Annotated in this window: 20 protein-coding genes; 1 reads left to right on the top strand and 19 read right to left on the bottom strand. The window is 44.8% G+C overall.

The genetic code is table 11. From position 1 onward, the window contains the following. Positions 1-16: 16 nt before the first annotated feature. From ACIRUQ_RS02530 to ACIRUQ_RS02515, 4 genes are all read right to left on the bottom strand, one after another. Positions 17-1,750 carry an ABC transporter ATP-binding protein gene (locus tag ACIRUQ_RS02530; protein WP_022035842.1) on the bottom strand — a complete coding sequence of 578 codons (1,734 nt, stop codon included), beginning with the start codon at positions 1,748-1,750 and terminating at the stop codon, positions 17-19. A 66-nt stretch (positions 1,751-1,816) separates the two neighbouring features. After that, a complete protein-coding gene (locus tag ACIRUQ_RS02525) occupies positions 1,817-3,292 on the bottom strand; it encodes a polysaccharide deacetylase family protein (RefSeq protein ID WP_055290594.1) in 1,476 nt (491 codons plus the stop codon). Between the two features lie 182 nt (positions 3,293-3,474). Next, complete coding sequence (locus ACIRUQ_RS02520; RefSeq protein ID WP_082432846.1) at positions 3,475-4,938, bottom strand: ABC transporter substrate-binding protein; 1,464 nt, start codon at positions 4,936-4,938, stop codon at positions 3,475-3,477. Positions 4,939-5,095: 157 nt separating this feature from the next. Next, a complete protein-coding gene (locus ACIRUQ_RS02515; RefSeq protein ID WP_055290596.1) occupies positions 5,096-6,445 on the bottom strand; it encodes a nitrate/nitrite transporter in 1,350 nt (449 codons plus the stop codon). Between the two features lie 252 nt (positions 6,446-6,697). On the opposite strand from ACIRUQ_RS02515, the gene ACIRUQ_RS02510 reads away from it, so the two are divergent. Next, on the top strand, positions 6,698-8,722 hold the full coding sequence (locus ACIRUQ_RS02510) for a sensor histidine kinase (protein ID WP_055290597.1): 2,025 nt from the start codon (positions 6,698-6,700) through the stop codon (positions 8,720-8,722). A gap of 81 nt (positions 8,723-8,803) precedes the next feature. Here the strand turns inward: ACIRUQ_RS02510 and ACIRUQ_RS02505 are convergent, their stop codons facing one another. The 15 genes from ACIRUQ_RS02505 to ACIRUQ_RS02435 all read right to left on the bottom strand — a co-directional run bounded on the left by ACIRUQ_RS02505 (position 8,804) and on the right by ACIRUQ_RS02435 (position 26,057). Beyond that, positions 8,804-9,658 carry a response regulator gene (locus ACIRUQ_RS02505; protein ID WP_022035847.1) on the bottom strand — a complete coding sequence of 285 codons (855 nt, stop codon included), beginning with the start codon at positions 9,656-9,658 and terminating at the stop codon, positions 8,804-8,806. Between the two features lie 95 nt (positions 9,659-9,753). Then, complete coding sequence (locus tag ACIRUQ_RS02500) at positions 9,754-9,984, bottom strand: hypothetical protein (RefSeq protein WP_172679902.1); 231 nt, start codon at positions 9,982-9,984, stop codon at positions 9,754-9,756. A 197-nt stretch (positions 9,985-10,181) separates the two neighbouring features. Further along, positions 10,182-10,643 (bottom strand): metallophosphoesterase, encoded by a 462-nt coding sequence (locus ACIRUQ_RS02495; RefSeq protein ID WP_022035849.1) that lies wholly within the window; start codon positions 10,641-10,643, stop codon positions 10,182-10,184. A gap of 77 nt (positions 10,644-10,720) precedes the next feature. Continuing rightward, positions 10,721-12,049, bottom strand: coding sequence for an MATE family efflux transporter (locus ACIRUQ_RS02490; RefSeq protein ID WP_243115857.1), 1,329 nt, complete (start codon positions 12,047-12,049; stop codon positions 10,721-10,723). A gap of 78 nt (positions 12,050-12,127) precedes the next feature. After that, positions 12,128-12,694: a SpoVA/SpoVAEb family sporulation membrane protein gene (locus ACIRUQ_RS02485; protein WP_022035851.1), complete on the bottom strand. Its 567-nt coding sequence runs from the start codon at positions 12,692-12,694 to the stop codon at positions 12,128-12,130. Positions 12,695-12,773: 79 nt separating this feature from the next. Beyond that, on the bottom strand, positions 12,774-13,196 hold the full coding sequence (locus ACIRUQ_RS02480) for a stage V sporulation protein AB (protein WP_055290598.1): 423 nt from the start codon (positions 13,194-13,196) through the stop codon (positions 12,774-12,776). 78 nt (positions 13,197-13,274) lie between these two features. Next, positions 13,275-13,910 (bottom strand): stage V sporulation protein AA, encoded by a 636-nt coding sequence (locus tag ACIRUQ_RS02475; RefSeq protein WP_022035853.1) that lies wholly within the window; start codon positions 13,908-13,910, stop codon positions 13,275-13,277. Beyond that, positions 13,907-14,287 carry a hypothetical protein gene (locus tag ACIRUQ_RS02470; protein WP_055290599.1) on the bottom strand — a complete coding sequence of 127 codons (381 nt, stop codon included), beginning with the start codon at positions 14,285-14,287 and terminating at the stop codon, positions 13,907-13,909. The genes ACIRUQ_RS02475 and ACIRUQ_RS02470 overlap by 4 nt, the downstream gene beginning before the upstream one ends. Positions 14,288-14,442: 155 nt before the next feature. Continuing rightward, the gene (locus ACIRUQ_RS02465) at positions 14,443-17,991 is read right to left on the bottom strand and encodes a penicillin-binding Tp47 domain C-containing protein (protein WP_055290600.1); all 3,549 of its coding nucleotides are present in this window, start codon (positions 17,989-17,991) and stop codon (positions 14,443-14,445) included. Between the two features lie 315 nt (positions 17,992-18,306). Then, complete coding sequence (locus ACIRUQ_RS02460; RefSeq protein WP_055290601.1) at positions 18,307-20,673, bottom strand: hypothetical protein; 2,367 nt, start codon at positions 20,671-20,673, stop codon at positions 18,307-18,309. A gap of 342 nt (positions 20,674-21,015) precedes the next feature. Then, positions 21,016-21,873, bottom strand: a complete 858-nt coding sequence (locus ACIRUQ_RS02455) for a 4Fe-4S binding protein (protein WP_055290602.1) — start codon at positions 21,871-21,873, stop codon at positions 21,016-21,018. Then, positions 21,874-22,311 carry an FMN-binding protein gene (locus tag ACIRUQ_RS02450; protein ID WP_022036430.1) on the bottom strand — a complete coding sequence of 146 codons (438 nt, stop codon included), beginning with the start codon at positions 22,309-22,311 and terminating at the stop codon, positions 21,874-21,876. Continuing rightward, the gene (locus ACIRUQ_RS02445; protein ID WP_242853622.1) at positions 22,308-24,083 is read right to left on the bottom strand and encodes an FMN-binding protein; all 1,776 of its coding nucleotides are present in this window, start codon (positions 24,081-24,083) and stop codon (positions 22,308-22,310) included. Before ACIRUQ_RS02445 ends, ACIRUQ_RS02450 begins: the two co-directional genes overlap by 4 nt. Positions 24,084-24,396: 313 nt before the next feature. Continuing rightward, a complete protein-coding gene (locus ACIRUQ_RS02440) occupies positions 24,397-24,921 on the bottom strand; it encodes a Gx transporter family protein (RefSeq protein ID WP_021740798.1) in 525 nt (174 codons plus the stop codon). A 20-nt stretch (positions 24,922-24,941) separates the two neighbouring features. Beyond that, entirely contained in the window at positions 24,942-26,057 is a 1,116-nt protein-coding gene (locus ACIRUQ_RS02435) for an FAD:protein FMN transferase (RefSeq protein WP_055290604.1), read from the bottom strand. Positions 26,058-26,154 lie beyond the last annotated feature (97 nt).

The raw sequence follows: 26,154 nt of genomic DNA, 5'->3' as shown, positions 1-26,154 counted from the left end.
CCCTGTTCGCAACACTTTATTTCGTCCGTTTATACTGTGAATCATAAATTTCTCTGTATACTTCGCAGGTATTCATCAATTCCTCATGGGTACCGATACCAACCACCGAACCGTCATCCAGGACAACAATCTTGTCCGCATATTGAATAGCAGAAGTTCGCTGGGAAACGATAAACAGTGTCGGTTTATGTTTCATGGATCCGATGGCCATACGAAGTGCCGCATCTGTCGCAAAGTCCAATGCAGAGGAACTATCATCCAGAATCAGGATTTCCGGCTGTTTTACCAGTGCTCGGGCGATGGTCAGACGCTGCCGCTGTCCCCCTGAAAAATTCTTTCCACCCTGTTCTACTTCTGTATCCAGGCCTTTTTCTTTCTTTGATACTACATCTTTTGCCTGGGCAATCTCCATTGCCGCAAAAATTTCCTCATCCGTAGCATCCGGTTTGCCCCACTGCATATTGGAGCGGATGGTTCCGGCAAATAATACCGATTTCTGTGGAACCACACCAATCTTGTCTCTGAGCTCTGTCAGACCATAGGTGCATACATTTCTGCCATCCACATACACCGCACCGGAACTGCAGTCATAAAAACGTGGAATCAGATTTACCATCGAAGATTTTCCGGAACCGGTTCCACCGATGATACCGATGGTCTCTCCCGGACGGACATTCAGAGTGATATCACTGACCGCTTCCTGCGCCGCATCCGGATAGCGGATTCCCGCATGTTCGAATACCACACTGTATGCTGACTTACCGGCTTCACCATCGCCAGACACCGTCGCTGCTCCGTCTTTAACAGAAGGCTCTACTTCCAGTACGGACTGGATACGGTTTCCACATGCTACCGATTTTGTAATATTGATGATCAGATTGGCCAACTTGATCAGTTCTGTCAAAATCTGAGACATATAGTTGTACAGTGCAACAACCGCCCCCTGGGTAATAATCCCCATATCCACACGTATGGCACCGATCCAGATCAGTGCAATGATTGCCACATTGATGATCACATATGTCAAAGGATTCAGCAAAGCGGAAATACGTCCCACAAACTTCTGTGTATCTGTCAGTGTCTGATTCTGCTTCTGAAATTCCGCTTCCTGCTCTTCTTCTTTACAGAATGCACGCAGGACACGAACACCGGTCAGATTTTCTCTTGTCAGCCCCAGTACTTTATCCAGACGGTTCTGTACCTTCCTGTACAATGGAATACATGCAAGCATTACGCCAAATACAACCACTGCCAGTGCCGGGATTCCCACGACAAACACCAGTGCCGCCTTCACATCAATGGTAAATGCCATGACCATGGCACCAATTACGACAAACGGAGAACGCAGCAGCAAACGCAGGGTGAGATTTACACCATTCTGTACCTGATTCATATCACTCGTCATACGGGTGATCAATGTGGATGTTCCCTGGGTATCCAGTTCTGCATAGGACAGTTTCTGGATATGTCCAAACAGTACATGACGGATCGTTGTCACAAATCCCACGGCTGCCTTTGCGGCAAAATACTGTGCCGTGACAGAAAATGCCAGGCCGATCAATCCGAGCAAAACAAGAACGAGGCACATCTTTACGACATAGCCTCGATCCTGATTTCCGATACCGGTATCAATGATGGCTGCTACTACCAGAGGCACAAATAATTCCAACGTAGCCTCCAGTAGTTTGAACAGTGGTCCCAGTACCGATTCTTTCTTATATTCTTTTAAATAACAAAGCAATTTTTTCATAATTTCTTATGTTTCTCCCACATTTCTTTTTCACATCACTGTAATGCAAGAATTCTTCATAATCTGTTAATTATTAACTCCATGATGCACTGGAATCGTATCTTTGGAAATCGGATAAAAAGAATATCCATTATTCTTTCCATAGGTAATGATACTCTGCAATGCGTCTGCAGATGTCTGTTTTGCGGAAGTATCATGCATCAGCACCACATTATTACGATTATGCTTGAATCCACCGGTAACATTTTTAATGATCAGATTAACCGGACGGTTATTTCCTTCCGCATCACCGGAAGATACATTCCAGTCCATATACATCAGGCCACTGTCTGTAACGGTCTGTACCAGCTGGGACATTACACCCACACAATACTTCTCACTGACTGTATTGGAACTTCCACCCGGAAAACGGATCACATAAGCATCATACCCGGTATCTTCCTTCAACTTATTCTTCAACTTGTTGATGTTCTCCATAAAAGCATCATTGGAAGTATAAATCTGACTGTAATCATGGGAATAACCATGAATACCGATCGTGTGTCCCTCATCGATCATTCTTTTGATGATTGGAAGTTTATCTTCATCATAATCGCAGATAAAAAAGGTTGCTTTAATGCCATTTGCCTTCAGTGTATCCAAAACTCGGACTGTCACATCAGAACTCGGACCGTCATCAAAGGTCAGATAAATGGAATCTCCCGGATTGGTCTCCACCTCCTCTACCTTCACAGTCCGTGTAGCCTGTGATACATTTCCGCTGGAGTCTGTTGCCGTATAGGTCACAGTATAGGTGCCCGGCCGGTAGACATCCACATAACCGCTTTTCACCAGATTGGCCGTAATATCACCATCCCGGTCATCCGTTGCTGTTGCACCTGCATCCTCATATTTTTCCAGTTCTTTGACTGTCACGGAAGATTCACCATTTAAAGTAATCTCCGGTGCTGACGTATCCTTCAAAATGATCTGACGATCCATTGAGCCGGTATTACCATGGCTGTCTGTCACCTCATAATGCACCTGCATGGTATAATCATTTACTTTTTCTTTTGTGATCTTGATATCCTTTGACACATCACCGTCACAGCCATCCTGTGCCGTAGCTCCTGCTTCCTGATATTCTTCAAAGCTGCCTACAATTACTGTGGCATCTCCGTTTAACGCGATCACCGGAGCTGCATGATCGATCACCTTAACGATACGCTCTTTGGATACTTTTCGTTTCTTGTATTTCAGCTGATACTCCACATGATAAGTACCAAGCTTTGATGTATCCACATTGCCGGTGGTCATCACCAGGTCACTGATATCCTCATCTTTTGCGGTAGCCTTTACACCCGGATCCACAAATTCACTGCCACATTCCACCAGCATTTCTTCCTCGCCGTTCAATGTGATGATCGGACTGGCACCAACCAGTGGGCTGATGGCCATTATAAAAATACAAAGCCCAATCAGCACCAGCACCGCTGCACCCATCAGGCGTTTTTCCTGTTCACTTTTAAAAACTCTGTCAATAATCTCCTTTATTTTATCCATTTTGAATTTCCCTTAGTATCTCCTTTTATCTATATGCATCAAACGGGCTTTCATGCGCCCGCTGATTATCATAGCACAGATTTCAGAAAAAAACCTTTAAGTTTGTGTTAATTTTTCCTGACACAATATGGGAACATACACATTTTTTTCCAACACACTTTTTTTTGCCACATGTTCACCTTTCACTGTGCGGTAAAATTCAGATACTGTGCCGCATCCTGCACAAATTCTTCCTGGTTCACTGCTCCGCCCAGCAGCTTTCTGGTCAGATTCCGCCAGTTATCACCATCCTCCTTCTCCAACACGGCATACCACAAAGGTGTGTAGTGAACTGCCTGATCCAGCTGCTCATGAAACTGCCGTACAGCCAGTGCTTCCTCTGACGGTGCCTCAAGACCGCTGTCATTTACAAAATCCACATAATCATACTGTGTCACATTGCGCTCATTTACCCGTTTTGCAAATTCCAGGCATAGCTGTGCTGCCTCATCCGGATAGTTTGTATTCGAACTGATACAAAGCCCCGGGGTCAGGGTATGATTGATATCTACCATATATTGTGCATAGGAATCATCATAGGCCGCATTGCAGCTTGGAAACTGTTCCATACTGAGCGCATCTGCCCCCATCTCATCCAGCAAATGATAAACAATGGTTGACTGATGTGGAAAAAGCACAGCTTTCCCATCTGCAAAATTCTGCACTGCTTCTACTTCTCCGATTTCCAGAAATTTTTCAGGGAAAGCATTCATCTCTTTTAGCTGCATCAGTTTTTCTGCTGCCTGAGTAAACACCGGAGCGGAAAAATCCATTTCCCCGAAAGCCAGTTTTTCCTGTGCATAAGGATCAATGCGGTTTACGATCACCGTATAGAGCAATTCTCCCAGCCAGCTGTCCTTGTCCCCCAGTTCTATAGCTGCATATTCTGTCCCATGTGCTTCATTATAAATATTGACCTGCTGCACCAGTGCCACCAGTTCTTCCCATGTATGTGGCACCGTAAGTCCCATCTCCTGCATGAGATTCTGGTTACAGTAGGTAACGGCATATGCCTCCACCAGACACGGGATGATATAATTGTGTCCATCTTGATAAGGCAGCACATAATTATCTGCAAACTTTGTCTCCGATGCTTCCAGATATTTTTCCACCGGCAGACAGGCATTCGCATCAAACAGAAAATTTGGATAATTTCCTCCCCAGACGGCAAAAACATCCGGCAATTCATCGCATACCAGTGCAATCTTCAGCTTGTCTTTAATCTGTTCTGTGGAATACGTCTTCAATTCAATGTCATAACCATATTCCTCCGCCAGTTCTTCCCACAAATCTACATAATAGGTTCCCGGTGTATTTTCATCAAAAAAAGCCCAGACCGACAGGGATACCTTTTCTCCGGAATCTGTCTGAACATTCGTAGCTTCTGACGTTTTTGGCTGCACTGCAGTTTTGCATCCGCTGCACAGCAGAACTGTTCCAAGCAAAATTACCAACAGCAGAGCTGTAAGCAGCCTTCCCATGATACCATTTTTCTTTTTTACTATGTATTTTTTCATCCTGTTTCCTTTTTTCTTCTTTACTTTATCCGTGCTCACAATACCATCTGACAAATCCCACCATGTTCCGGTCGGCATACGATATCTCATACCGGTGATTGTATCTTTCTGTGCTTTATTTTCACATGAAAGCCCTGCTTCGTCAAGTTCCGATTCGTATTCGAAGCTTCAATGTAAAAAACCCCAGACAACATACATTGCCTGGGGTCCTGTTTCACTTATTTGCTTCACTTTTTTATAGATAACATCAGATTGTTTTTGCAAAAGTCTCTGCTTCTTCGCTGCCTTTTGCTTCCTGTTCTGCAATCCAGTCTGCATTGTATTTGTGATCTTTTACAAATGCGATGATCACAATCACATTGATCAGAGCCAGACATGCATCAATGGCATATGCGTAACGGATGTTTCCACCTGTCATATTCATAACTGCGCCGTTGATGGCAAAGGTCAGTGCTGTAATGATACCCTGGATTGGGAACAGTACCGAATTTACTTTATCAAATCCTTTTCTTCCGAATACAGATGCCGGAAGAGAAGTGGTGAAGTTTGCACTTCCGCCGATACCGATACCGATCATAACGATAGAGATCCAGAAGCCTGCCATCGTATCTGTGAAGTTGAATAATAATGCACATGCATACCAGCATCCAAATACGATCATTGCTTTCTTTGTTCCAAGTTTCTGATCCAGAACACCAATCAGAAAAGATCCGACAACACCTACGATGGCACATGCAGACATAATACTTGCAGCTACGGTAATAGAGAATCCAAATCCGTTTGTCGTACGGTTGATCATCTGTGACATGGTTCCTACGGAGCAGATCTGGAATACACCGGTTACCAGTGCAACAATCCATACCTGATCACATTTTAACAATTTTCCAATTGTCCAGCCGCCATTTTTATCACTGTCTGCCCCATCAGAAGTATCATAAAATTCATCATATACTTCTTTGGATACATGGTCCGGATAATAGCCACGCTCAAACGGAGTATCACGGACAAATAAAATTCCGACAATACCAAGAATGATACATCCGATAGAAATCGGATAACATGCACGGGTTACTCCGAATCTTCCAACCAGGAACAGGATCAGCGGTACATAGATTGCTGTTGCAAGATTGTGTCCCATAGTTGTATATCCCATAACGATTCCTTTTTTCTTAGGAAACCAGTTTGCAACCAGCACACCGCCGCACAGATAACCTGCTGACATGATGGTTCCGCAGGTAACTGCCATCATAATGGTATAAACAACAGGGTTTGGGGCATTCAGTACACCGATATATGTGATGCCGGCGATGATGCAGTTAATACCGGACATATATCTGGAACCGATTTTGCGGTTTAAGATACCGATTACGATAAACAGTGCCACACCTATGATTCCGGCTATGGAATTACAAGTGGAGATCGTTCCTGCCATTTTTGCACTTCCCAGCATATGTTCTGCAATTTTTCCTGCAATATTGTTACTTCCGTCGTTGATCATTCCTACATAAAACCAGAACATCAGCATCATGTAAATAATATGGAACCAACCATGTACGCCAAACGCAACCACTGAATTTTGCTTGTCTTTTTTCTTCATGTTTCAATTTTCCTCCCAATAATAAATACTTTTTCTGCACGAAAAACCCTAACTCCTTCGTGCTCTTCAAACCTCCTTTATTGTATCGGAAACGCCGTTTAAAAATATAAAGAAAATTTCGTTTTTTATTGACTATATTTGGGAAATATAGATTTTCTTTGTCTTATTACATTTTTCTGTTAAAATACTATGGTGTAAGCGTCAATCATATTGAAAAAATATGACTTTCCATCTATAACTTGAGGTAACTTTATGAAAAAAAAATCACTAAACATACATAAACGAGATAATCAGAGTTTCCGACACCGGCTGCTGCTGTCCATTTTCCGGATCGCCGCTCCGGTCACTGCCATCGTCTGTACCGTTTCCATTGTTATGCTGACTCTGAACTACCGCCAAACCGTCATTAATTCCCAGGCAGCCGCTACGGAAAAAGTCCGCAGCGACATAGCACATATTGTCGATAATACACAGATCTTATCCCAGGATATGATCTTCAACAGCGAAATCCAGCAGATTCTTGCCAGCAGTACCGCCGGCGAGCAGTTTCCACAAAATACGGACGTTGCCTACCACATTAACGGTTTTATCGCCAACCGGGATTATATCAACTGTGTGATCCTGACCGGTAACAACCAGACGTTATACTCCACAGAAAAAGCATTTACCAATATTTCCGACTATGATACAATTTTTCATTCCACATGGCTCGCGCAGTTACAAAACAGCCATAAGCCATATCTGTGGTATGTGGATCCGGATTACACACCTTTATCTGCCTATACTTCCAGCTCGGATTCTGCAGATTTGGCAGTATCGGAATCAGCTTCCTCTCATACCACTCCGGGCAGTCAACAACATATTATGATGGCACGTCCCGTATACAGTATGTCGGACTACACGACCCTGCTTGGTTACCTTATGCTGTATCTGGATGATACTTTTTTACAAGACCTAATGGGAGAATTTGACTTCGGTCACACGACAAATATCTGGCTGGTAAACAAGAATGGAACCGCCATCCTGCAAAATAATTCTTCTGCTGATTATTCTTATTTATTAGAAGATTTTTCTCCGCAGGAAAAAGGCTCGATTCTGTCCTCTCATGGCAAACGTTTTGTCCTGAACATCCGGCCGGTTACAGAAAACGGATGGTATCTATATACCGCCACTCCATTCCGGGAAGTTTCGGAACCGCTGACAATTTTTGTCCTGCAGGCGATCTTACTGGGCGCAGCCATGGTAGCGATCCTGTTTTTCCTGTCCCGGCGGACAGCCTCCTCCCTGTCAGATCCTATCATCCATCTGGCACATACTATGGATCACTACCGCAGCGATATGAAACCAATGGTCTTTCCCGGACGGACTCCGGTTTTGGATAAAGATGCTGATGATGATACTGGTTTGACATCTGACACCACAAATACGGTGGCTGTGAATGCTCCGGATCGTTCTTCTGTATCCTTTTCAAATATACAACCAGCGGATCCGGAAGATTTCTCCTTTGAAGGACAGCCGGACGAAATCATTCAGATCTATCGTTCCTACCAGCAAATGGTCAACCGAATGGATACTCTGATCCGGGAAAATTTTGTAAAAAATCTGGAAAAAAAGGATGCGGAACTTGCCCTGCTGCAAAGCCAGATCAATCCACATTTTCTATACAATACGCTCGACTCTATCAACTGGCTGGCCATCGCCAATGACGAAGATGAAATCAGTGAAATGGTCACCGCTCTGTCAGATATGTTCCGGCTCAGCCTGACAAAAAGCCACAGTTCCTACATCCGGGTGGCGCAGGAAATGGAATATGTACGGAGTTACCTGGTATTACAGCAGTTCCGCTACGAAGACTGTCTGAGCGTATCGATCACGATTCCGGATACAGTCGCAGAACTCTACATTCCCCGTTTTACCCTGCAGCCGCTGGTGGAAAATGCCATCAAACACGGTATGATCTCCCCGGATGATCCATTCGCCATTGATCTTGAGATTTTTATCCGGGAACATACACTGCATATCCGGATTGGAAATGACGGCACCCGCATCTCTCTGGAACAGATGAAAAAGTTGCTGGATTTTGATGCTTCCAGACAGGAACTGCTGGATTTTGACCAGAAAAGCTACGGTGTGCAAAATATACAGCGCCGCATACAAATCCTCTGTGGAATTTCCTATGGTCTTTCCTACGAGATACGAAACAACCGTACCTGGTGTGATCTGACGCTTCCGGTTCTTGAACATGATCCATCAGAAAAGACAGAGGATTTGCAATAAAAGAAGCACTCACACGGAGCATTGCTCATTTTCTGAGTTTCCCCTCCTGTGGGTGCTTTTTATGTATATAATCTTTTCAGTTTATTTCTTACTTCCTGCCTTTTTGCGGAATTCCGAAAGGGTTTCCCCTGTATTCCGCTTGAAGATCTGTGAAAAATAAGTGTAGTCGTTGTAACCGACTTCCACGGAAATCTCATACATCTTCATATCTGTATGTAGCAGCAGTTCTTTTGCTTTCTCAATACGCAGATTTGTCATATACTGAAGAATCGTCACTTTCTGCTCTTTCTTGAACACATCGCACAGATAACTTTTATTCACATTGATATGCTCCGCAACGTCCGTCAGGGAAATGTTCTCATTGTAATGTCTGCGGATGTAGTACAGGGCATCCCGCACGATCTTCGTGGGCGACTGCTCGCCTTCCTTCGCCAGTACACCGGGGCGCTGCGCCACATTGGCCGGCTGTACGGAAGAAACGGCATGTTTCACTTCCTCTTCTCCCACAAGTCCTCTGGCATATCCATCCAGCACCTGATAATAGGCTGCCTGTCCGATTTTTGCCTCCAGACGTTCATACATCCGGTGCAGCATATCACCAAAATCCGTCTTTTTGATAGGTTTTAACAGATAATCACTGACTCCGATCTGCATGGCAGTCTGCGCATAGGAAAAATCGCGATACCCGGACAAAATCACAATCTCACTCTCCGGCAGGATTTCCTTGGCCCTTCTTGCAAATTCCAGACCATCCATCTGAGGCATCCGCACATCGGTAATGATTAGATGCGGACGCAGACCCGGCAATGCATCCAACGCTTTCAGAGAGTCCACAAAGGCTCCCTTGATCACAAATCCAAAATCTTCCTTCTGACAAAGCTTCTGGATTCCCTGTAATACGATTTTTTCATCATCCAGTATCACCATTGAATACATACCGTCACATCCTCGTACAATATCTTATAACCAGTTCTCCCCGTCTATAATCCGGAAAAAAATAACTCGTAGAAATCCTGTAAGTTTTCTGTCGATCAGCCATTCAGATCTTTCAGGTTCTGGAACAGCTCAATATCTGACTGCTGTACACGCATATTTGTCGTCATCGGCTCCTCTCCCGGTCTCGTGACAGTAATCTCAATCACAGTGCCTTCCTGTACCCCACCGGTTAAGACATTTCTGAAAAATGCCGCAAATTTCGGATGGTTGCTCACAAACTGATTTTTTGCTTTCATTACTTTCATAGCTGCTGCCGGGTTTATCATACTCTGTTTCCTTCTTTCTTCATTTATGTAAAGCGGACATTCGCAATCCGCTTTCGCTACTTGCTCATGAACGCAGTCGCTTAGCGACCCGTCAGTGGGCGTTTTTAACTCCCACTGACATAAGCATCCCCCTTACCCACTGCTTAGCGCTCTACACACTTGAAGCGGTGGAATGCTTATTCTGCATTCAAATCCTATCATTTTCCACTGGAAAAGTCAATTTTCTCAACATAATATTCCGCCCCGTCCACTTCCATCACCACCATGGTGACAGCACCGCCAAACCGGGGATATCCGCAACTTCCGGGATTCAGCCAGAGCAGGTGTCCCGCTTGTTCCGCAAAATATTTATGAGTATGACCAAATACCGCCACATTCGTTCCTTCCGTCTGTCCGATCAGATGCCGCCATTCATGCGCCATTACGAAAGAAACGCCCTCGATCTGAAATGTCAAAACTTTTGCGATTCCTCTAGCCCAGTCTCCATCATTGTTTCCACGCACCACATACAGATTGCCCAGAAAACGAATCTGATCCAGCAGAGATTCCTTCGTCACATCCCCAGCATGCAGGATACAGTCACAGCCTTTCAGGATTTCCAGTACCTCCGGCCGCAGAAGGTTATGCGTATCTGATATAATTCCAATCCTTTTTGCCATACGATTACGCTCCCAGTTCTTCTCTCATCCTTTATTCCATAATACCAAAAGCCCATAACCATTTTTCTGCCACTTCATCACGCTTCCACAGCAGCTGATGGCATGCTTTTGTTGAACTTCCGGTAAAACAGGTATCCTGCCAATGTCGTGATGGAATCCGTCACCGGAAATGTCAGCCAGAACCAGTTCAGTCCGAATCTCGAAAACAGATAAGCCAGTGGAATAAATAAAAATACGGTCCGGATAATCGTCAGGATTGAGCTTGTCGCCGCATGCCCCAGTGCCTGGAAAAATACCGGAAATGTCAGTGAACTTACCAATGGCACAAAGCTGATTCCGATAAACCGGAAAGCCACGACTCCGATCCGGATAACTTCCGGGTCATGTGAAAACACATGAAGCATCTGTCCCGGAATTGTTTCAAATAAGACAACACCGATCATCATCAGGGCGACACCGAATCCAATGGCCACCTTCAGTGTCTTTTTGCAACGCTCATATTTTCCGGCGGCGAAATTGTAACTCACCACCGGTACGATACAAGTCTGCATCGCACCAAGCGGAATAAAGAAAAATGCCTGCCATTTATAATACAATCCCAATACCGTAACTGCCTGATCTGAGAAAGTTGCAAGGAGCAGATTCAGCCCAAATATGTAAAACGTATACGCCGACTGCATCAGGATGTTTGGAATACCGAGTTTATAAATCCGTTTGATCTGATGTGGAAATACCACTAACTTCGGTATTTTCCGACATCCTCCTTTCATAACGATCACAGCCGCTGCGATCTGCCCCACCACGGTAGCTGTAGCAGCTCCTGCGATTCCCATTTTCGGCAGACCGCATAATCCGAAGATCAGGAATGGATCCAATACGATATTCACCACTGCACCTACAATTTGTGCGATCATGGGCACCCTCATATTTCCCTCTGCCTGATGCACTTTTGTCCATACGCTCTCTAAAAACAGTCCGATGCTGAGCACGCAAACGATTCTTCCGTAGCTGACTACCATCGCAATGACTTCCTCTGAAGACGTATTCATCCTCGCATATGCCGGCATCAGGAAAAAGCAGACCCCTGCAAAAAGAACCCACATCACAAGTGCCAGCGGTGTACCGATTCCTGCCGTATCATCCGAGCGTTTCTTTTTGCCGATTCCCAGATTATACGCCATCTCGGTGTTAATGCCCACACCGGTTCCAACTGCCAGGGCGATCATCAGCAGCTGGATCGGATAAATAATTGAGAGTGCCGTCAGACCACTCTCAGAGTAACGGCCGACAAAGAAACTGTCCACCACATTATATAACGCCTGTATCAGCTGAGCCAGCATCACAGGCGGTGCCATTTTCATTAATATCTTTGCTATTTTTTCTGTCCCAAAAAAATTGCTTTCCACATTATTTCCCCCACATTTCTATTAATGATTACCCCTTTAGCATAATAGTATATTTCTGAGAGAAAATCCAGCACAATTTTACGATGCCAGTTTCCAGATCCAATACACCAGTCCCAACAGCCAGCTGGTAAAAATACCATATAAAATGACCGGACCACCGATGGAAAAAATCTGACTGCCGATACCAAAGACCTGCCCCTCTTTTTTAAACTCTATCGCCGGTGCTGCCACACCATTTGCAAATCCCGTGATAGGAACCAGTGCGCCCGCACCACCGAATTTTGCAATCGTAGGATAGATATTCAGCCCGGTAAGGATTACACTGATCAGCACCAGGATCACACTGGTCCATTTCCCGGCGTTCATCTGATCCAGTCCCCGGCTCATGGCAAAATTCATAATGCCCTGGCCGATGCAGCAAATGATGCCGCCCACGAGGAATGCTTTCAGCATATTCAGCGTCAGACTGTAAGACGGCGTCACCTGGCTGACATAAGCATGATAGGCATTTTTCCGTGCCTCTTTTTCTTCCTCGGTTCTGGCATTCTCCTGTCCGGAAATTTCCTGCATCAGTTCCTCCCGGGAAATATTCTTATATTCCGCCTTCGTCTTCTGCCGTTTTTCCTGTCCATTCTTTTGTCCCATCTTCTTTTCCATCCTTTCTGCTCAAACTTTTTCACTCAAGTCGAACGCACGTGTGACTTGGTGCACCTTCGCGGAGCGTTTATCTGGCAACACAGAAAAAATAAACCAGTCCGCCTGCAACCTTTCCAAATGCAAAGAAAGTAATCAGTATCTCAAGACCGGTTTTGATTCCCATTCTGCGAAACAGCACCGGAAATACGTTGAGCACTTCCGCCAGGGCAACGGACAGACAACCTGAAAATACGCCGGAGGCCAGTCCATACACCCCCAGGAACCATGTTCCAACCGGAAATGGAAGCTCCGGGAAAACAGCCAGCACACAGCCAAAGATTCCTCCGGCAATCAGTCCGTTTTCCAGTGCAGGCACATAGGCCGCCACACTGGTTTTTCCCGCCATACGTGGCACCATGCCAAGACTTGCCACCAGGGCAAAGACTCCAGCTGCCACACCAATGCCACACAACAATCCCAATGCGCCAAGCAGAAGCTGATAAGTGACCATCTTACCGACCTCCTTTCTTTCCGATGCAAACAATCTTATATCACATTCTTTTTCTGCCTTCTTTATTCAGGAATGCATTCACACTTTCTTACTTTTCCCTTTCCGGCTGCTGGTCTCGATATAAGTGGTATCCACATCCTGCTCGTATTTGCGCATTGCCACCTGGATCGGTGTCGGATCATCTGTGATCTTCTTCGTTCCGACATGATTGTAGAAAACCATGATACCGATGGCAAGACCGATACAAAAGCAGATTTCCAGTACTCCCGCTCCGTTGGATACCTGTCCGGTGACTCTTGTATACAGAGCATTAAATACTTTATTGACAGAAACATCCTCGATAAATGTCATGATGGTAAATGCGGAACCGAAAAACAGAATCACGCAGACCAACGCTGTCTTTAAATATTGCACGGATTTTTTCTCCGGATCCGGCACATAACGAATCACAAAATCCGGTTCTCCAATGTTTTCAACCTCCAACATCGGATATTTTTCATGAATTTTCCGGATGACATCTAAGACCGAAAAAACCTGTACCAAGCTGCTTTTCTCATTCCCGGAAAAATAATATACCTGTTCCTGCAACACCTGACGGAGGATCCCCACATCGGTACATTCCACCGATGCGATATCCTGCAGCGTTACACTCCGCTTGTATACAATACAGTTCTGTTCTATTTTCAGATATAAAATCTGTCCTGCCGCACTCATACAGATTCCTTTTCTTCCGAAGTTTCTTCATCCTCTTTAAATACTGCCTGTGCAGATTCTTTCATCTCAGACATATCTGCTTTAATCTCACTGGCAGCATTACGCACTGCTTCACCCGCATGTTTCCAGCTGTCCTTCATCTCATCTGCGGAATACTCTGCCGCAAATTTCACTTCCCTTGCAATATCTCCTCCCTGCGCTTTCATGCATTCACAGGCATGCTTAACTTTTTCTCTTTTAGATCGAAGTTTTTGCCCCAGATACCCGTTCTCCTGTATAGCTTCGCCTTTTAATCCGCATAAAAAATAAAAAACCGCTCCCGTGATCATTGCGATCACTACTATACAGCAACACTTTTTCATCAATTTACAACACATGCAAATTTCCTCCTTCTTATTTTGCTGTTAGTATGGAGCGATTTTTTATAATTATTCTATTTTTTAATAGATTCTATTTTATTTTTTTAATCTGCCAGTTTTCTGACTGTTATTGTAGCAGATACAGTTTTATACTTCCCCTTTCACTTCAGAATTTAAAATTGCACCTGTCCGTTTACAACGCGATAATTTGTGCCATAGTAATTTACAATGCCGGTGAAACCAAAATCTACCATACCGCCGGTTACCTTCCACCAGCTTCCGCCGTACGGAACAAGGCTGTTGTAACCAAAGTTGACCGCACCACCTTCTACATACCACCAGCCATAAATGCTGTCGTATACAAGACCTGTGTAACCGAAGTTTACGGCTCCGCCTGTTACATACCACCAGCCATAAGTGCTGTCGTATACAAGGCCTGTGTAACCAAAGTTTACGGCTCCGCCTGTTACATACCACCAGCCGTAGTTGCTATCGTATACAAGGCCTGTGTAACCAAAGTCGATGGCACTTCCGTTTACATACCACCAGCCATAGTTACTGTCATATACAAGGCCTGTTGCTGCAAAACTGATTGCACCGTTCTGTACATACCACCAGCCGGATTCGTTCTGTACAAGACCTGTGTAAGAGAAATCTACTTTACCGTCTTTTACATAGAACCAGCCGTTTGCGTTTGCTGCAAGCCCTGTCATCTCTTCGTCTACATCACCGTCTGTGTAATAATACCAGTTACCGTCAGCTGCTGCCTCATTTGCAAGACCCGTGAATTTATTTACTTTCTCCAGTTCTGCAATGGCAGCGTTCAGATGTGCCGTTGACTCATCAATACTCTCCTGACTGGTTTTTCCTGTCGGAACGGTTGCCAGATCTTTTTTTGCCTCTGCTAATTCAGCTTCCAGATTGCTCCAGGACGCTTCTGTATAATCCTCTTTATTCAGTGCTTCCGCTGCTTTGATCGCTGCCTCCAGTTTGCTTGTATCGCTGACCGGTGTTGCAATATGGATATCATCTGCTGTCACATTGACTTCTACTTTTGTATCTGTATAACCAAGTGCATGGATCGTAAGTACCCATTTTCCGGTTCCATCTGTTCCCTGCGGAAGCTGGCATCTCAGGGAATCTGTCAGCCCCAGCTGGATTCCCATAGATTTGTGCATCCAGTTATCTGCTGCAAATTTTGTTCCGTAAGTTGCAAGTGCTGTATCACCGCTTCCATAATAAGTCCACTCTACGGATTGCATTGCGGAACCAAGATCGCCATAGTTCTTTTTCAGATCCACACGCAGGAAATCGCCAAACTTACTGCTGTCCACTACTTCAACACCCATATTTGCAACATCTGCTGTTTTCAGTTCGGTATCTTTTAATCCGGATGCCGTACCTGTCTGTGCCGCACTGAAACTGAATGTACCATCAGCATTCAGAGAAACTTTCTTCAGACCATTTGTATTTTTGTTTACATCTGCAACCGCTGTATAACTCTTCAGATTATTCTCAGAATAACCACCGGACAGTGTCTCTCCGTTTTCTGTTACACTATATGCTGCCTTAAATGCTTCCAGATTTTTTGATTTCACTTTTACCGGAACATATTTGATTCCTTTGATCACATAATGGTCATATGTACTTGTTTTTCCATCGACTGTTAAAGTCGTGATTCCTGTTGCTCTGTCAGATGCTTTTACCAGTGTTTTTCCATTTGATAAAATGGCAGTATTTCCATCCGTCCAGGAAATCGGCTCATAAGTATTTCCATCCGTATCATAGATTACAACATCCTGCTGGAAACTTCCTCTGTGCAGACCATGGTTTGCTGTTGCACGGGTTACGGTATCAAATGCACCCTTGTCATATTCTCCGTTTGTATCCATCACATCGGAAGATGCTGCAGATCCCGCATTCTGTACATCTTCATTCGCATAATACTCAGCGTAAGGAACAGATGCGTAGACATAAGTATATTCAGGTGCTACATAGGTAAATGAGAAATCATTTGCATATCCGGTTGCCTTTACAGAAATTTCAAATTCGTCTCCTGCTTTTGCGTCTTTAAATGGAGCTGCCTCCTCATTCAACGTTCCGTCTTCATTCACAATTTTTACAGAACCTTTTCCGGAGGCATTGTATGCTTTTCCGTTAACAGTTACTGTTTTTATATTTTTAATGTAAGACGTTACTTCATCTGCGGAAGCTCCCTCTGCTGCCACCAGACTGTCACTTGCATTATCATATGCGACCACTGTTTTACCTGTTGTCAGTTCAAAGCTTGCAGATAGTTCCACATATTTAGCATTTTTATCTGCAACACGCAACGTATACTGTCCCGGAGCAGCTGAATCCTTATCAAATGTTAATGTTCCATTTTTAACCTCTACATTTTTTAAACCTTCTACGGTATACTGAGCATCATAATCTTTTGGAAAACCGGTAATAGTAACTGTTGTCTTTCCTGCATCTGCAGATGCATTTTCAACAGCTATCGTATTTGTAAACTTCACCGGAACATACTGGTTCATCGGAATTTCATAAACACCCGCATCGGTATAATAAGTCACTTTGTTGATCGTCTGTCCCATCATTGATACATAATCTGCATAAGAAAGCTTACTTCCGTGAGCCTCCGTCACAAATCCAGTACTCCATGCAAGTTTTGTTTTTTTCCAGATATTTTCCACATGACGTAATCCGTAACTGTCACCTTCTTTTGTACTGATTGTGACTCCATAGACGGTGTTGATCGTATCCGGAAGTCCATCCAGATTCAACTGATAATCACCATATTTGGAAGAAGTAGAAAAACTGCCTGTCACATCCGTCAGTGTTGTTGCTTCTGTTCCTTTTACCGTTCCAAAACTGAAAGAACCGTCTTCATTCACCGTCAGCTCTTTATAGTAGGATGGTGCCTCAGATAATACATAGTAGGAATAATTTCCACTTTCAAACAAAGCATCTTTTCCACTGTAAGTAGTCGTAGATTCTTTTCCTTTGATGCTGGTTGTAATATCTACTTTACTCTCATCTGTAATCTGTGTATATTTCCCGGTCAAAGCAGCAAGATCACTGACTTTTACCGGAAAAGTAATTCCACTGATATCCGTTCCATCACTGTTTACATGATAAGAACCTGCTGCAAGCGATGCTCTTGTCTTCATTTTTGTTGCAGAAGAAACAGCATCTACATCTGCATCTCCTTCTGCTGCATAAAAATCAGCATATGGAATGTTCATCAGCACATACGCTTCCTGCGCGGTTGATGCTTCCGGGGCACCCTGGATTGCTTCCAGTGCTGCCTCTTTGATGGCTTTGGAAGTACGGGTAGCTCCGGATACCGTAGACCATCCGTTAATGGTATCTTCCGTAGCATCCTTTCCTGTCAGTAATGTCTTGATTCCGTTTTTCTTACTGTAAGCTTTGCTGAAATAACTGCTGTTGTCAGCTTCCACGTAGCCATTTTTCGGTGTGGCTGTAATATCAGAGATTTTTCCATCCTTTACAGATACCGTGACATCCACATCATACTCATTCCACTCATCGTCTGTATCCTCGATGGTTCTGTAAACATGTCTGGTAGCTGTATAGGTTCCATCTGCTGCCACTTTATCAGCAGTTACTGCAAATGCTGCTGTCGGGCAGGTGCTCATTACCATAGCTGCTGCCATGATAGAAGCCCATACTTTTGCTGAAATCTTTTTTCTTTTCATAAAATATAAAATCCTCCTTGCTGTTTCTATTCTAAAAAAGGCGAAAAAACCGGGTTAGTTCCACTAATCTTTTTTACATGTCGGCAACTTTTTATAATAATATGCAAACATCATTAGTGCTATCTAACGCCGGTTATTTTAGCATCACCTTTTTTTTCGTCAACAAAGATGTTGAAATTTTATACTTATTGACTTTTTTCATCAATAATATTGAGAATCCATCTCAATAAACACATATTTATATCTCAGCCAAACTATAACCTCCGACTGAGATATAATGCTCCATATAATTACACAATGATTCTCTTTCTCAGACTAGAACACAACTTTTCCGTTTACGACATTCCATACACCGTATTCATTTGCCGCTGTGCCGGTATAGTCAAAATCTACTTTTCCGTTCGCTACTTTGAACCAGCCATTTTCGTTTGCTGCAAGTCCTGTATAGTCAAAGTCTACTTTTCCGTTGGTCACTTTGAACCAGCCATTCTCGTTTGCTGCAAGTCCCGTATAATCAAAGTCCACTTTTCCATTCGTCACTTTGAACCAGCCATTCTCGTTTGCTGCAAGTCCCATATAGTCAAAATCTACTTTTCCATTCGTCACTTTGAACCAGCCGTTTTCGTTTGCTGCAAGTCCTGTATAGTCAAAGTCTACTTTTCCGTTCGTCACCTTGAACCAGCCGTTTTCGTTTGCTGCAAGTCCTGTATAGTCAAAGTCTACTTTTCCGTTCGTTACTTTGAACCAGCCATATTCATTTGCCGCAAGTCCGCTGATCTCGGTTGCAATCTGACCATCTTTATAGTAATACCAGTTTCCATCCTCTGCCGGTGCAAGTCCATCCGGAATAATAACCGGAGTCTCTGCATCCTGTGCCACTGCTTTTGTAACAATGTCCTGATAATTATCACTGACAATTGTGATCGTATATTCGGTTCCAATGGTCGGTGCTTTCTCCAGTGTAAAATTCAGTGCTTCCAGCGTTCCTTCTGCAAATACGGCAGAACCTCTTCCCTGACGATAGCTGATGGTATAAGTCGGATTCTCCAGATCTGCCAGTGTTTTTCCATCTAATGTTGCAGATACATCCGTTCCTTTAATGGCTGTTGTCGCAGATATGCTCTCATAAGTAGCTTTTACTTTTGAAATCAGCTCCTCGATCAGCTCTGCTGCCTCCGCTGAAGAAGCAGTTTTATTTGCGATCATTTCCTCAGCTTCACCGACATGCTCTTTCAGATCAGCATTGCTGTCATATCCGTTTGCTGCTTTTGCTTTATCCACCCATTTCTGAAGCTCTGTGATCTGCTCTTTAATAACCGGTGTGGACATGGTTCTTGTGATATCCGGATAGTTGGAACTGCTGATGGTCAGTGTATAAGTCGTTCCGGCTGTCGGTGCTGTCTTCAATGCAACCTTTCCATCTTTGATCTCTGCATTCTCTGCCAGTCCGCCGGATACGGAAATTCTTACGTTTTCCAGATCAGATGGAACACCGCTGATACTCAGTTCTGTGGAATCATCTTTAATGCCATACTGCAGACTGCTGAGATCTCCCTCATAGTATTTTGTCAGTTCCAGGCCATTCTCTCCGCAAGGCACTTCGATAATACCGAGGTCTGTGAGCAATGTTACACTCTTTAATGTCTTTCCGTTCATATCACTGAACTGATAGAATGCATCCCCTTTTCCGTGTGCCCGTTTCAATCCCTGACCTTCTTTTATGGACCATGCGATTTCAACGTTTGGTGTCTTTGTTCCAACCCAGGTATTCTCCAAGCAGGTCATACCATAGGATTTACCCTCCGTTGTATTCAGGATTGCACCGTACAGGGTATACGGAACGGTCTCATCCTCACCCACTTTCAGGTTATTGCTTGTTCCAACACCTTCCAGCGTGATCTGATAATCACCATAGCCGCCATTAAGATCCAGATCTGTAACAGACAGATATTTATTCGTTACGGCTGCTTCCTGCAACTTGCTAAAACTATATGTACCATCCGTATTTACAGTCAGTGTGCTGTATGCTGCCGGTGTGCTGTCCAGATCTGTCATGTAATAATTGTCATTCTCTGTCAGATTTTTTGCTTTTAATGTTTCATAAGTGCCTTCCGGAACTGCCACTGCCATAGTCACACCCATAATGAATTTGCCATTGTTATAAGTGCCCTTTGCCAGTCCTGTTGTTCCTTTGAATTTATTGGTTGTAGCTGTGGAAACCGCATCCAGACCTTCTTCCACCTGCCATACTGCTTTATCGGTCAGGTCATATGCAGCGTACAGATCTGTATACGGCACATTCATGGTCACATATCTGACCTCTTCATCCTGATCCCCGTCTGCTTCCGGAGCTTCTGCAATCGCCTCTGTAATAGCTTTTTTGAAATAAGAGCTGTTTCCATCGTCATATCCATTTCCAGGTGTTACAGTCACAGACTCAAATTTTCCGTCCTTTACTTCAAAACCAACGCTGATGGAATAGCTCTGCCATTCTCCAACTTCATCATTTTCCGCTACCACAGGATCAGAAGCATCTACATAGGCCTCTTTCGTGTATGTTCCATCCTTCACGGCATTCGCTCCTGTTGCCGCAAATGCACTCACCGGCATAGTTCCGGCTGTCATAGCTACTACCATGGCTCCTGCAAGCATTTTTGTCAGAAATTCCCGTCTCTTTTTCATTGTGATTCTCCTTTCCCATAAGCCATTGCCTAACTTCCTTTATTCCTGTACCTGTCACATCCAGAAACCGTTTTTTCCGTCAGACAAAAAAAGAGACTTCACCTGTATATGCGTCCTGTGCCGCATGCGGGAGAAGTCTCTACCAAGTCCACAGACAGTTTTATCTCCGTCTGAAAACTCAGACTTAACAGCAACTGACCTGTGAATTTCAATGTTCAATTTTGATGGCATTTTTATTAGTGGTTCCTAACGACGGTTACTTTAACATTATAACATCCCATTTGTCAACCGCTTTTTTTCCATTTTCTTTTAACTGAAACTTTTTCTCAACTTTCATTCCCCTTAAAGCCCGATAAATTTGAACAGCACCAGCAGCACTACTGCCCGCAGCACGGTAAACCAGATTTCATTTCCTTTCAGACTGCGGATACCGGTATGTATATTCCCTTTCGGACAGGTATCGATACACTTCTGACACTGGAAGCAGTCCCCGGAAAGTTCCGGAGCTGTATCCGGTGCCAGTTCAATATCAGACGGGCATTTCATGGTACATGCACGACAGCCTCTGATACACTCGGAACGGTCTCTGCGCAGGGTAAACAGCGGCAATACCGGAAGCATGGAAAATACCGCTCCCATCGGGCACAGCACACGACAGAAAAAGCGTTCCTGAAATGCCATACCGACCAGGATCAGCACCAAAAGTACCAGCCCTACGATATAGCCGCCCAGTTTGAAATTACCGGCATGCAGCATGGAAAATACATCCCATGGGCTCATGCCCCGCGTCTTACTGTATACTCCGGTATAACAGCTTACTACCAGAAGCACCAGCACAACATACTTCACTGCCTGCAGATATTTTACCACCGATGCTTTCATCGTCACCGGTTTCTTTTTCCGTTTCTTGCAGATAAACACATAAAATGCGCGCACTGCATCCCCAAGACTTCCGAAGGCACAGGCAAACCCGCAGAAAAATCTGCCGAATACAACCGTAAACAGGCAGAGAGCGATCAGTGTAACCACAAAGGACGTCAGCTCCAGGTGGCTCTTTGCCCCCATCTGGGTAAAAATGTATTTTACACCGTTAAAAGCGGCTGTATAGGCAGACGGAATAAACAGAAAATACAGTAACTGTATCACTGCCCGCACCCACACATGCACTTTCTTCAGCGTCTTTTTATCCATCTGTTTCATTTATCTGGCACCGCCTTTCGCAAGAGCTTGTGCCGTTGCATTTTTGATTCCGGTGGAGCTGAAAGTCGCACCGCTGATGGTATCCACATCCGCGCTCTGTGCATCCAGAATCTCCGGAATGATATCGTTTGCCATCGTCAGATAGGCACTGTCTTCTTTTTCTGCAGACAGGATATCCACAGCGGCGATCCTGCCATCTGTAATGGTCACTTCCACTGTGATATCACCGCCAAAACCGGTGGCTGTGCCCTGATAGATTCCGTCTGTATAGGAACCGCCTGTCTCCCCGGCCTCTGCTGCAATTTCCGCATTTTTACGGTCTGCCTCGGCTTTGGCCGCGGCATCCGTCTGTTCATGAGCCAGTGTCACTTTACTATATCCGATCAATGCTGCCACAATGACGCATACATTGATCGTCCGTATCCAAAATTTTTTCATTCTGCGCTATCCTCTCTGTCTTTGTTCCGGGCAGACTCAGTCTCTGTCAGGAATTTTTCCCTTGCCTGACGCAATGCTTCACGGCAGGCTTCTTTGATGGATTTTGACGTACAGGTCGCACGGGAAACGGTATCCATCTCAGTCAGGTTCTGATCTACCTGCGCACCCGCATTTTCTCCACTCATATCTATCACTGCCATACCGATAATACGGGATACCATACCGGTCATGCCGGAAGTACCGCTCACCGCACGTTTGATGTAAGAATTGTTTCCGCTGTCTCCGTCTCCGGTCACATTATTGATTTCTGCCACCCGGTCGTTTTTGATCACAACGCTTGCGGACAGATGATACGGTTCAAAGTCCTCATCCTCATCCGGCTCACACAGAACCGTTACCGGATAGGTTCCATCTGCATAGTATACGGATTTTTTATCTGTATCAGATCCATCGTTTCCGTTATCGGTATTTCCATTATTATCATTGCCATTGTTTCCGCTATCACCTGCATTTCCATGGTCCGGGGTCACCGGCTGGGATGGATTTGCAGCTGATTTTGCAGCATCCAGTGCCGCCTGGATCGCATTGATGATACCTCTGGAACTGTATGTCGCTCCGGACACGGTATCTACCCCTGTTGTCTGCTGATTAACCACACGGTTTGCCACTACTTTTGCACGGTCAAAATATGCCGCATCATCCTCATTGGACAGAATCTCCACGGACTGAATGGTCTGATTTTGGATTACAACCGCTACGGTAATGTCACCCAGATATCCTTCGGCTGTTCCATAATAAGTGCCATCCGGATACGGGAATTTGCCGCTGACCATCGGAACTGCCGGGACATCCTCTGCTTTCTGCTCCGGCAATTCAGGCACGATCAGATCCTGCTGTCCGCCCTCACCCGGATTCACGGCAGCCTGTGCCAGTGCATTTCGTACCGCATTGATAATTCCCACGGAACTGTAGGTCGCTCCGGACACCGTGTCTACATTGGTACTCTGGGAAGCCACGATCTTTCCGGTAATGGAAGATGCTTTACTGATATAACTGCTTCCGTCGGAAGTCTCCACAATCTCAACAGACGCAATTTTCCCATCTGTGATCACGACTTTGACCTTGATCGGTCCCGCAAATCCGGTGGCACTTCCGTAATACACACCGTCTTTGTATGAACCTGCGTCCATGGATGCTGCCAGCGTGGTGGATCCCTGTCCCTGACTCGGATTTTCTGCGGTCTTTCCGCTGTCCTTTTCACCGGTCAGCGCATTTTTGACCGCACTGATGATACCTCTCGAACTGTAAGTCGCTCCGGAGACTACATCCACATCCAGATTCTGTGACTGGATGATCCGGTCAATCACCCCTTTGGCACGGTTGAAAAATGCCGCGTCATCTGCTTCTACATTTAAAATTGTAATCGCTACGATTTTTTTATCTTTGATTTCAACAGCTACTGTGATCTTTCCTGCAAATCCGGTACCTGTTCCTTCATAAATACCATCCGACAGATCAAATACCTGACCTTCCAGATTCATCTCCTCTGCGGTAGTATCTTCCACCGTATCGGACTCCGTGGCTTTTGGCGCTGCTTTCTGTACGGCATATACCTTTGGTGTATACGCTGCCACGGATGCTCCTGCGCAGGCAACTACCAGAATGGCAGATAATGCCGGAGCCATTGAACCAAGCTTTACGGATTTTTTTTCTTTCTGCCGGTCATTGTTTTTCACATCTGGCTCTGTCTTTTTATTTTCTTTCTTCATCATCGCTCTCCCGACCTTTCTAAAAAATATGCTGCCACACATTTTTTAATTTCCTCTCACAAAAAATGCCATCATAATATACATTAGGCTTTTCTAACGCACGTTATGATAGCATTACTTTTTTTCACAAGTCAAATATTTTTTTCTCATTTTCTCAATAAAGCGTCTTCTTGAGAAATAATGTGCAATATCTTTTCTTTTTTCTCAACTGAGCGCATGAAATAAGCCTTGCTTCGTGAAAATCCATAAAAAAAAATTTCACGCCTCGTTCTTTTTATGATATTGCAGATTTTTCCACGAATGGCTGTTTTACCCTCTAATGGGCGCTGTCAGCTGCATAAGCCCGTCTGACTGCCGGCAGAATGACTCTGGATACGATGCCGATCAGCAGACCGGTAACAAATCCGGAGATCAGCAGCACCGGAACATAAAAGATCAGTTTCAGATTTTCCACCACAAGGATCGCCACGATCAGCTGTCCGATATTGTGGCAGATTCCGCCAAGTACGCTGACTGCCAGAATGGACAGTTTATCTGTTTTTTTCAGAATAAGCATCACTGCCAGGCTCAACAGACCGCCTGCCAGACTGTACATGATAGAAGCCAGATTTCCAAACATAAATCCACTCAAAAAAATACGCACAACAGAAACCAGAAATGCCTCTTTGCCGCCGATCAGATAAAGTGCCGCCACAATCACCAGGTTTGCCAGGCCAAGCTTCACACCCGGAATCCCGAAATTGATCGGAATCAGTGTTTCCACATAACTGAACACCAGTGCCAGCGCAATCATCATCGCCAGAAGTGCCACTGTTTTTGCAGATATCTTTTGTTTTTTCATACTTCCTTACCGCCCTATGTCTACTTTGTCTTGATTTCCTGAATATTTGCCGTATTGTTCATATTGATAAAATCATCCATGATGCCATCGGTAATATACAGTTTTCCGTCCTCATCCTCCATAATTGCGTCAAATCCGTCTTCTGCACAATGTTCCTCGCAGTATGCAATGGCATCCTCCGTACCCAGTACAAACAGAGACGTGGACAGTCCATCCGCCAGTGTACTGTCAGCACTGACAATGGTGACTGAAATCAATCCGTTATTGGCTGAATATCCGGTCTTCGGGTCGATGATATGATGATATTTCACACCGGTTGCCTCATCTACAAAATAGCGCTCATAACCACCGGAAGTGATGATAGCTTTATCTCTGACACTGACGCCTCCCAGATAACCGTTCGTATCATTCGGATCCTGAATACCGACTTTCCATGCAGAACCATCTGGCTTGGAACCCAGCACATGCGCATTGCCCCCCAGATTGATCACGGCACTCTCAATACCATAACGTTTCATGACTTCCATAACTCTTCCGGATGTGTAGCCTTTGGCGATTCCACCCAGGTCAATTTCCATCCCTTCCGGAAGGGTAATGGATGATACACCGTTGTCCTCCGTCAGACTGATCCTGCCGGCATTCACCAGTGCAAGTTTTGCAGCCAGATCTTCCTTCGAAGGAACGGCAAAATCACCGGTAGTAAATCCCCAGAGCTGCATCACCGGATAAATACTGATATCAAAAGCACCCTGTGTACTCTGATAAATAGCGAGGGCACGTTTTACCAGATAGTCCGTATCCTCAGACAGTGTACCGCCCCCATTTTGATTGATCTGCGCCACTTCACTGTTCGCATCTCCGGTAGACAGCAGTGCATCCAGTCTCTGGATCTCCGCTATCCCGGCTTCCACCGCCTCTTTTGCATTCTCACCGTAAGCAGTCAATGTCATATAAGTATCCATGGCAAATACTTCACTGGTGTACTCCGCATTGCTGTTTTTTGTTGTTTTATGATCTGACGCCGCTTCACTCTGTACCGATCCTGCGTCCGCATCGGCCCGGTTTATACCGCAGCCTCCCAGCGGGAAACAGACCAGTGCACCGCACAGCAGCATCATCCAGATTTTTTTCTTCATCTGCGATTATCCTCCGTACTTTCAGATCTTTTATATTCTCCTTACCCACCGCTTAGTACTTTATGCACTTGATGCGGAGAGATGCTTATTCTGTGTT

Source organism: Eubacterium ramulus (assembly GCF_045002895.1).
GTDB lineage: Bacteria > Bacillota > Clostridia > Lachnospirales > Lachnospiraceae > Eubacterium_I > Eubacterium_I ramulus.
Note: the sequence above shows the minus strand (reverse complement) of the source record. Positions and strands in the feature narration are given on the sequence as shown.

Coding starts and splice junctions, on each gene's coding strand:
- ACIRUQ_RS02530 (WP_022035842.1), bottom strand. CDS start 1,750: ATGAAAAAATTGCTTTGTTATTTAAAAGAATATAAGAAAGAATCGGTA.
- ACIRUQ_RS02525 (WP_055290594.1), bottom strand. CDS start 3,292: ATGGATAAAATAAAGGAGATTATTGACAGAGTTTTTAAAAGTGAACAG.
- ACIRUQ_RS02520 (WP_082432846.1), bottom strand. CDS start 4,938: ATGAGATATCGTATGCCGACCGGAACATGGTGGGATTTGTCAGATGGT.
- ACIRUQ_RS02515 (WP_055290596.1), bottom strand. CDS start 6,445: ATGAAGAAAAAAGACAAGCAAAATTCAGTGGTTGCGTTTGGCGTACAT.
- ACIRUQ_RS02510 (WP_055290597.1), top strand. CDS start 6,698: ATGAAAAAAAAATCACTAAACATACATAAACGAGATAATCAGAGTTTC.
- ACIRUQ_RS02505 (WP_022035847.1), bottom strand. CDS start 9,658: ATGTATTCAATGGTGATACTGGATGATGAAAAAATCGTATTACAGGGA.
- ACIRUQ_RS02500 (WP_172679902.1), bottom strand. CDS start 9,984: ATGATAAACCCGGCAGCAGCTATGAAAGTAATGAAAGCAAAAAATCAG.
- ACIRUQ_RS02495 (WP_022035849.1), bottom strand. CDS start 10,643: ATGGCAAAAAGGATTGGAATTATATCAGATACGCATAACCTTCTGCGG.
- ACIRUQ_RS02485 (WP_022035851.1), bottom strand. CDS start 12,694: ATGGGACAAAAGAATGGACAGGAAAAACGGCAGAAGACGAAGGCGGAA.
- ACIRUQ_RS02480 (WP_055290598.1), bottom strand. CDS start 13,196: ATGGTCACTTATCAGCTTCTGCTTGGCGCATTGGGATTGTTGTGTGGC.
- ACIRUQ_RS02475 (WP_022035853.1), bottom strand. CDS start 13,910: ATGAGTGCGGCAGGACAGATTTTATATCTGAAAATAGAACAGAACTGT.
- ACIRUQ_RS02470 (WP_055290599.1), bottom strand. CDS start 14,287: ATGTGTTGTAAATTGATGAAAAAGTGTTGCTGTATAGTAGTGATCGCA.
- ACIRUQ_RS02465 (WP_055290600.1), bottom strand. CDS start 17,991: ATGAAAAGAAAAAAGATTTCAGCAAAAGTATGGGCTTCTATCATGGCA.
- ACIRUQ_RS02460 (WP_055290601.1), bottom strand. CDS start 20,673: ATGAAAAAGAGACGGGAATTTCTGACAAAAATGCTTGCAGGAGCCATG.
- ACIRUQ_RS02455 (WP_055290602.1), bottom strand. CDS start 21,873: ATGAAACAGATGGATAAAAAGACGCTGAAGAAAGTGCATGTGTGGGTG.
- ACIRUQ_RS02450 (WP_022036430.1), bottom strand. CDS start 22,311: ATGAAAAAATTTTGGATACGGACGATCAATGTATGCGTCATTGTGGCA.
- ACIRUQ_RS02445 (WP_242853622.1), bottom strand. CDS start 24,083: ATGATGAAGAAAGAAAATAAAAAGACAGAGCCAGATGTGAAAAACAAT.
- ACIRUQ_RS02440 (WP_021740798.1), bottom strand. CDS start 24,921: ATGAAAAAACAAAAGATATCTGCAAAAACAGTGGCACTTCTGGCGATG.
- ACIRUQ_RS02435 (WP_055290604.1), bottom strand. CDS start 26,057: ATGAAGAAAAAAATCTGGATGATGCTGCTGTGCGGTGCACTGGTCTGT.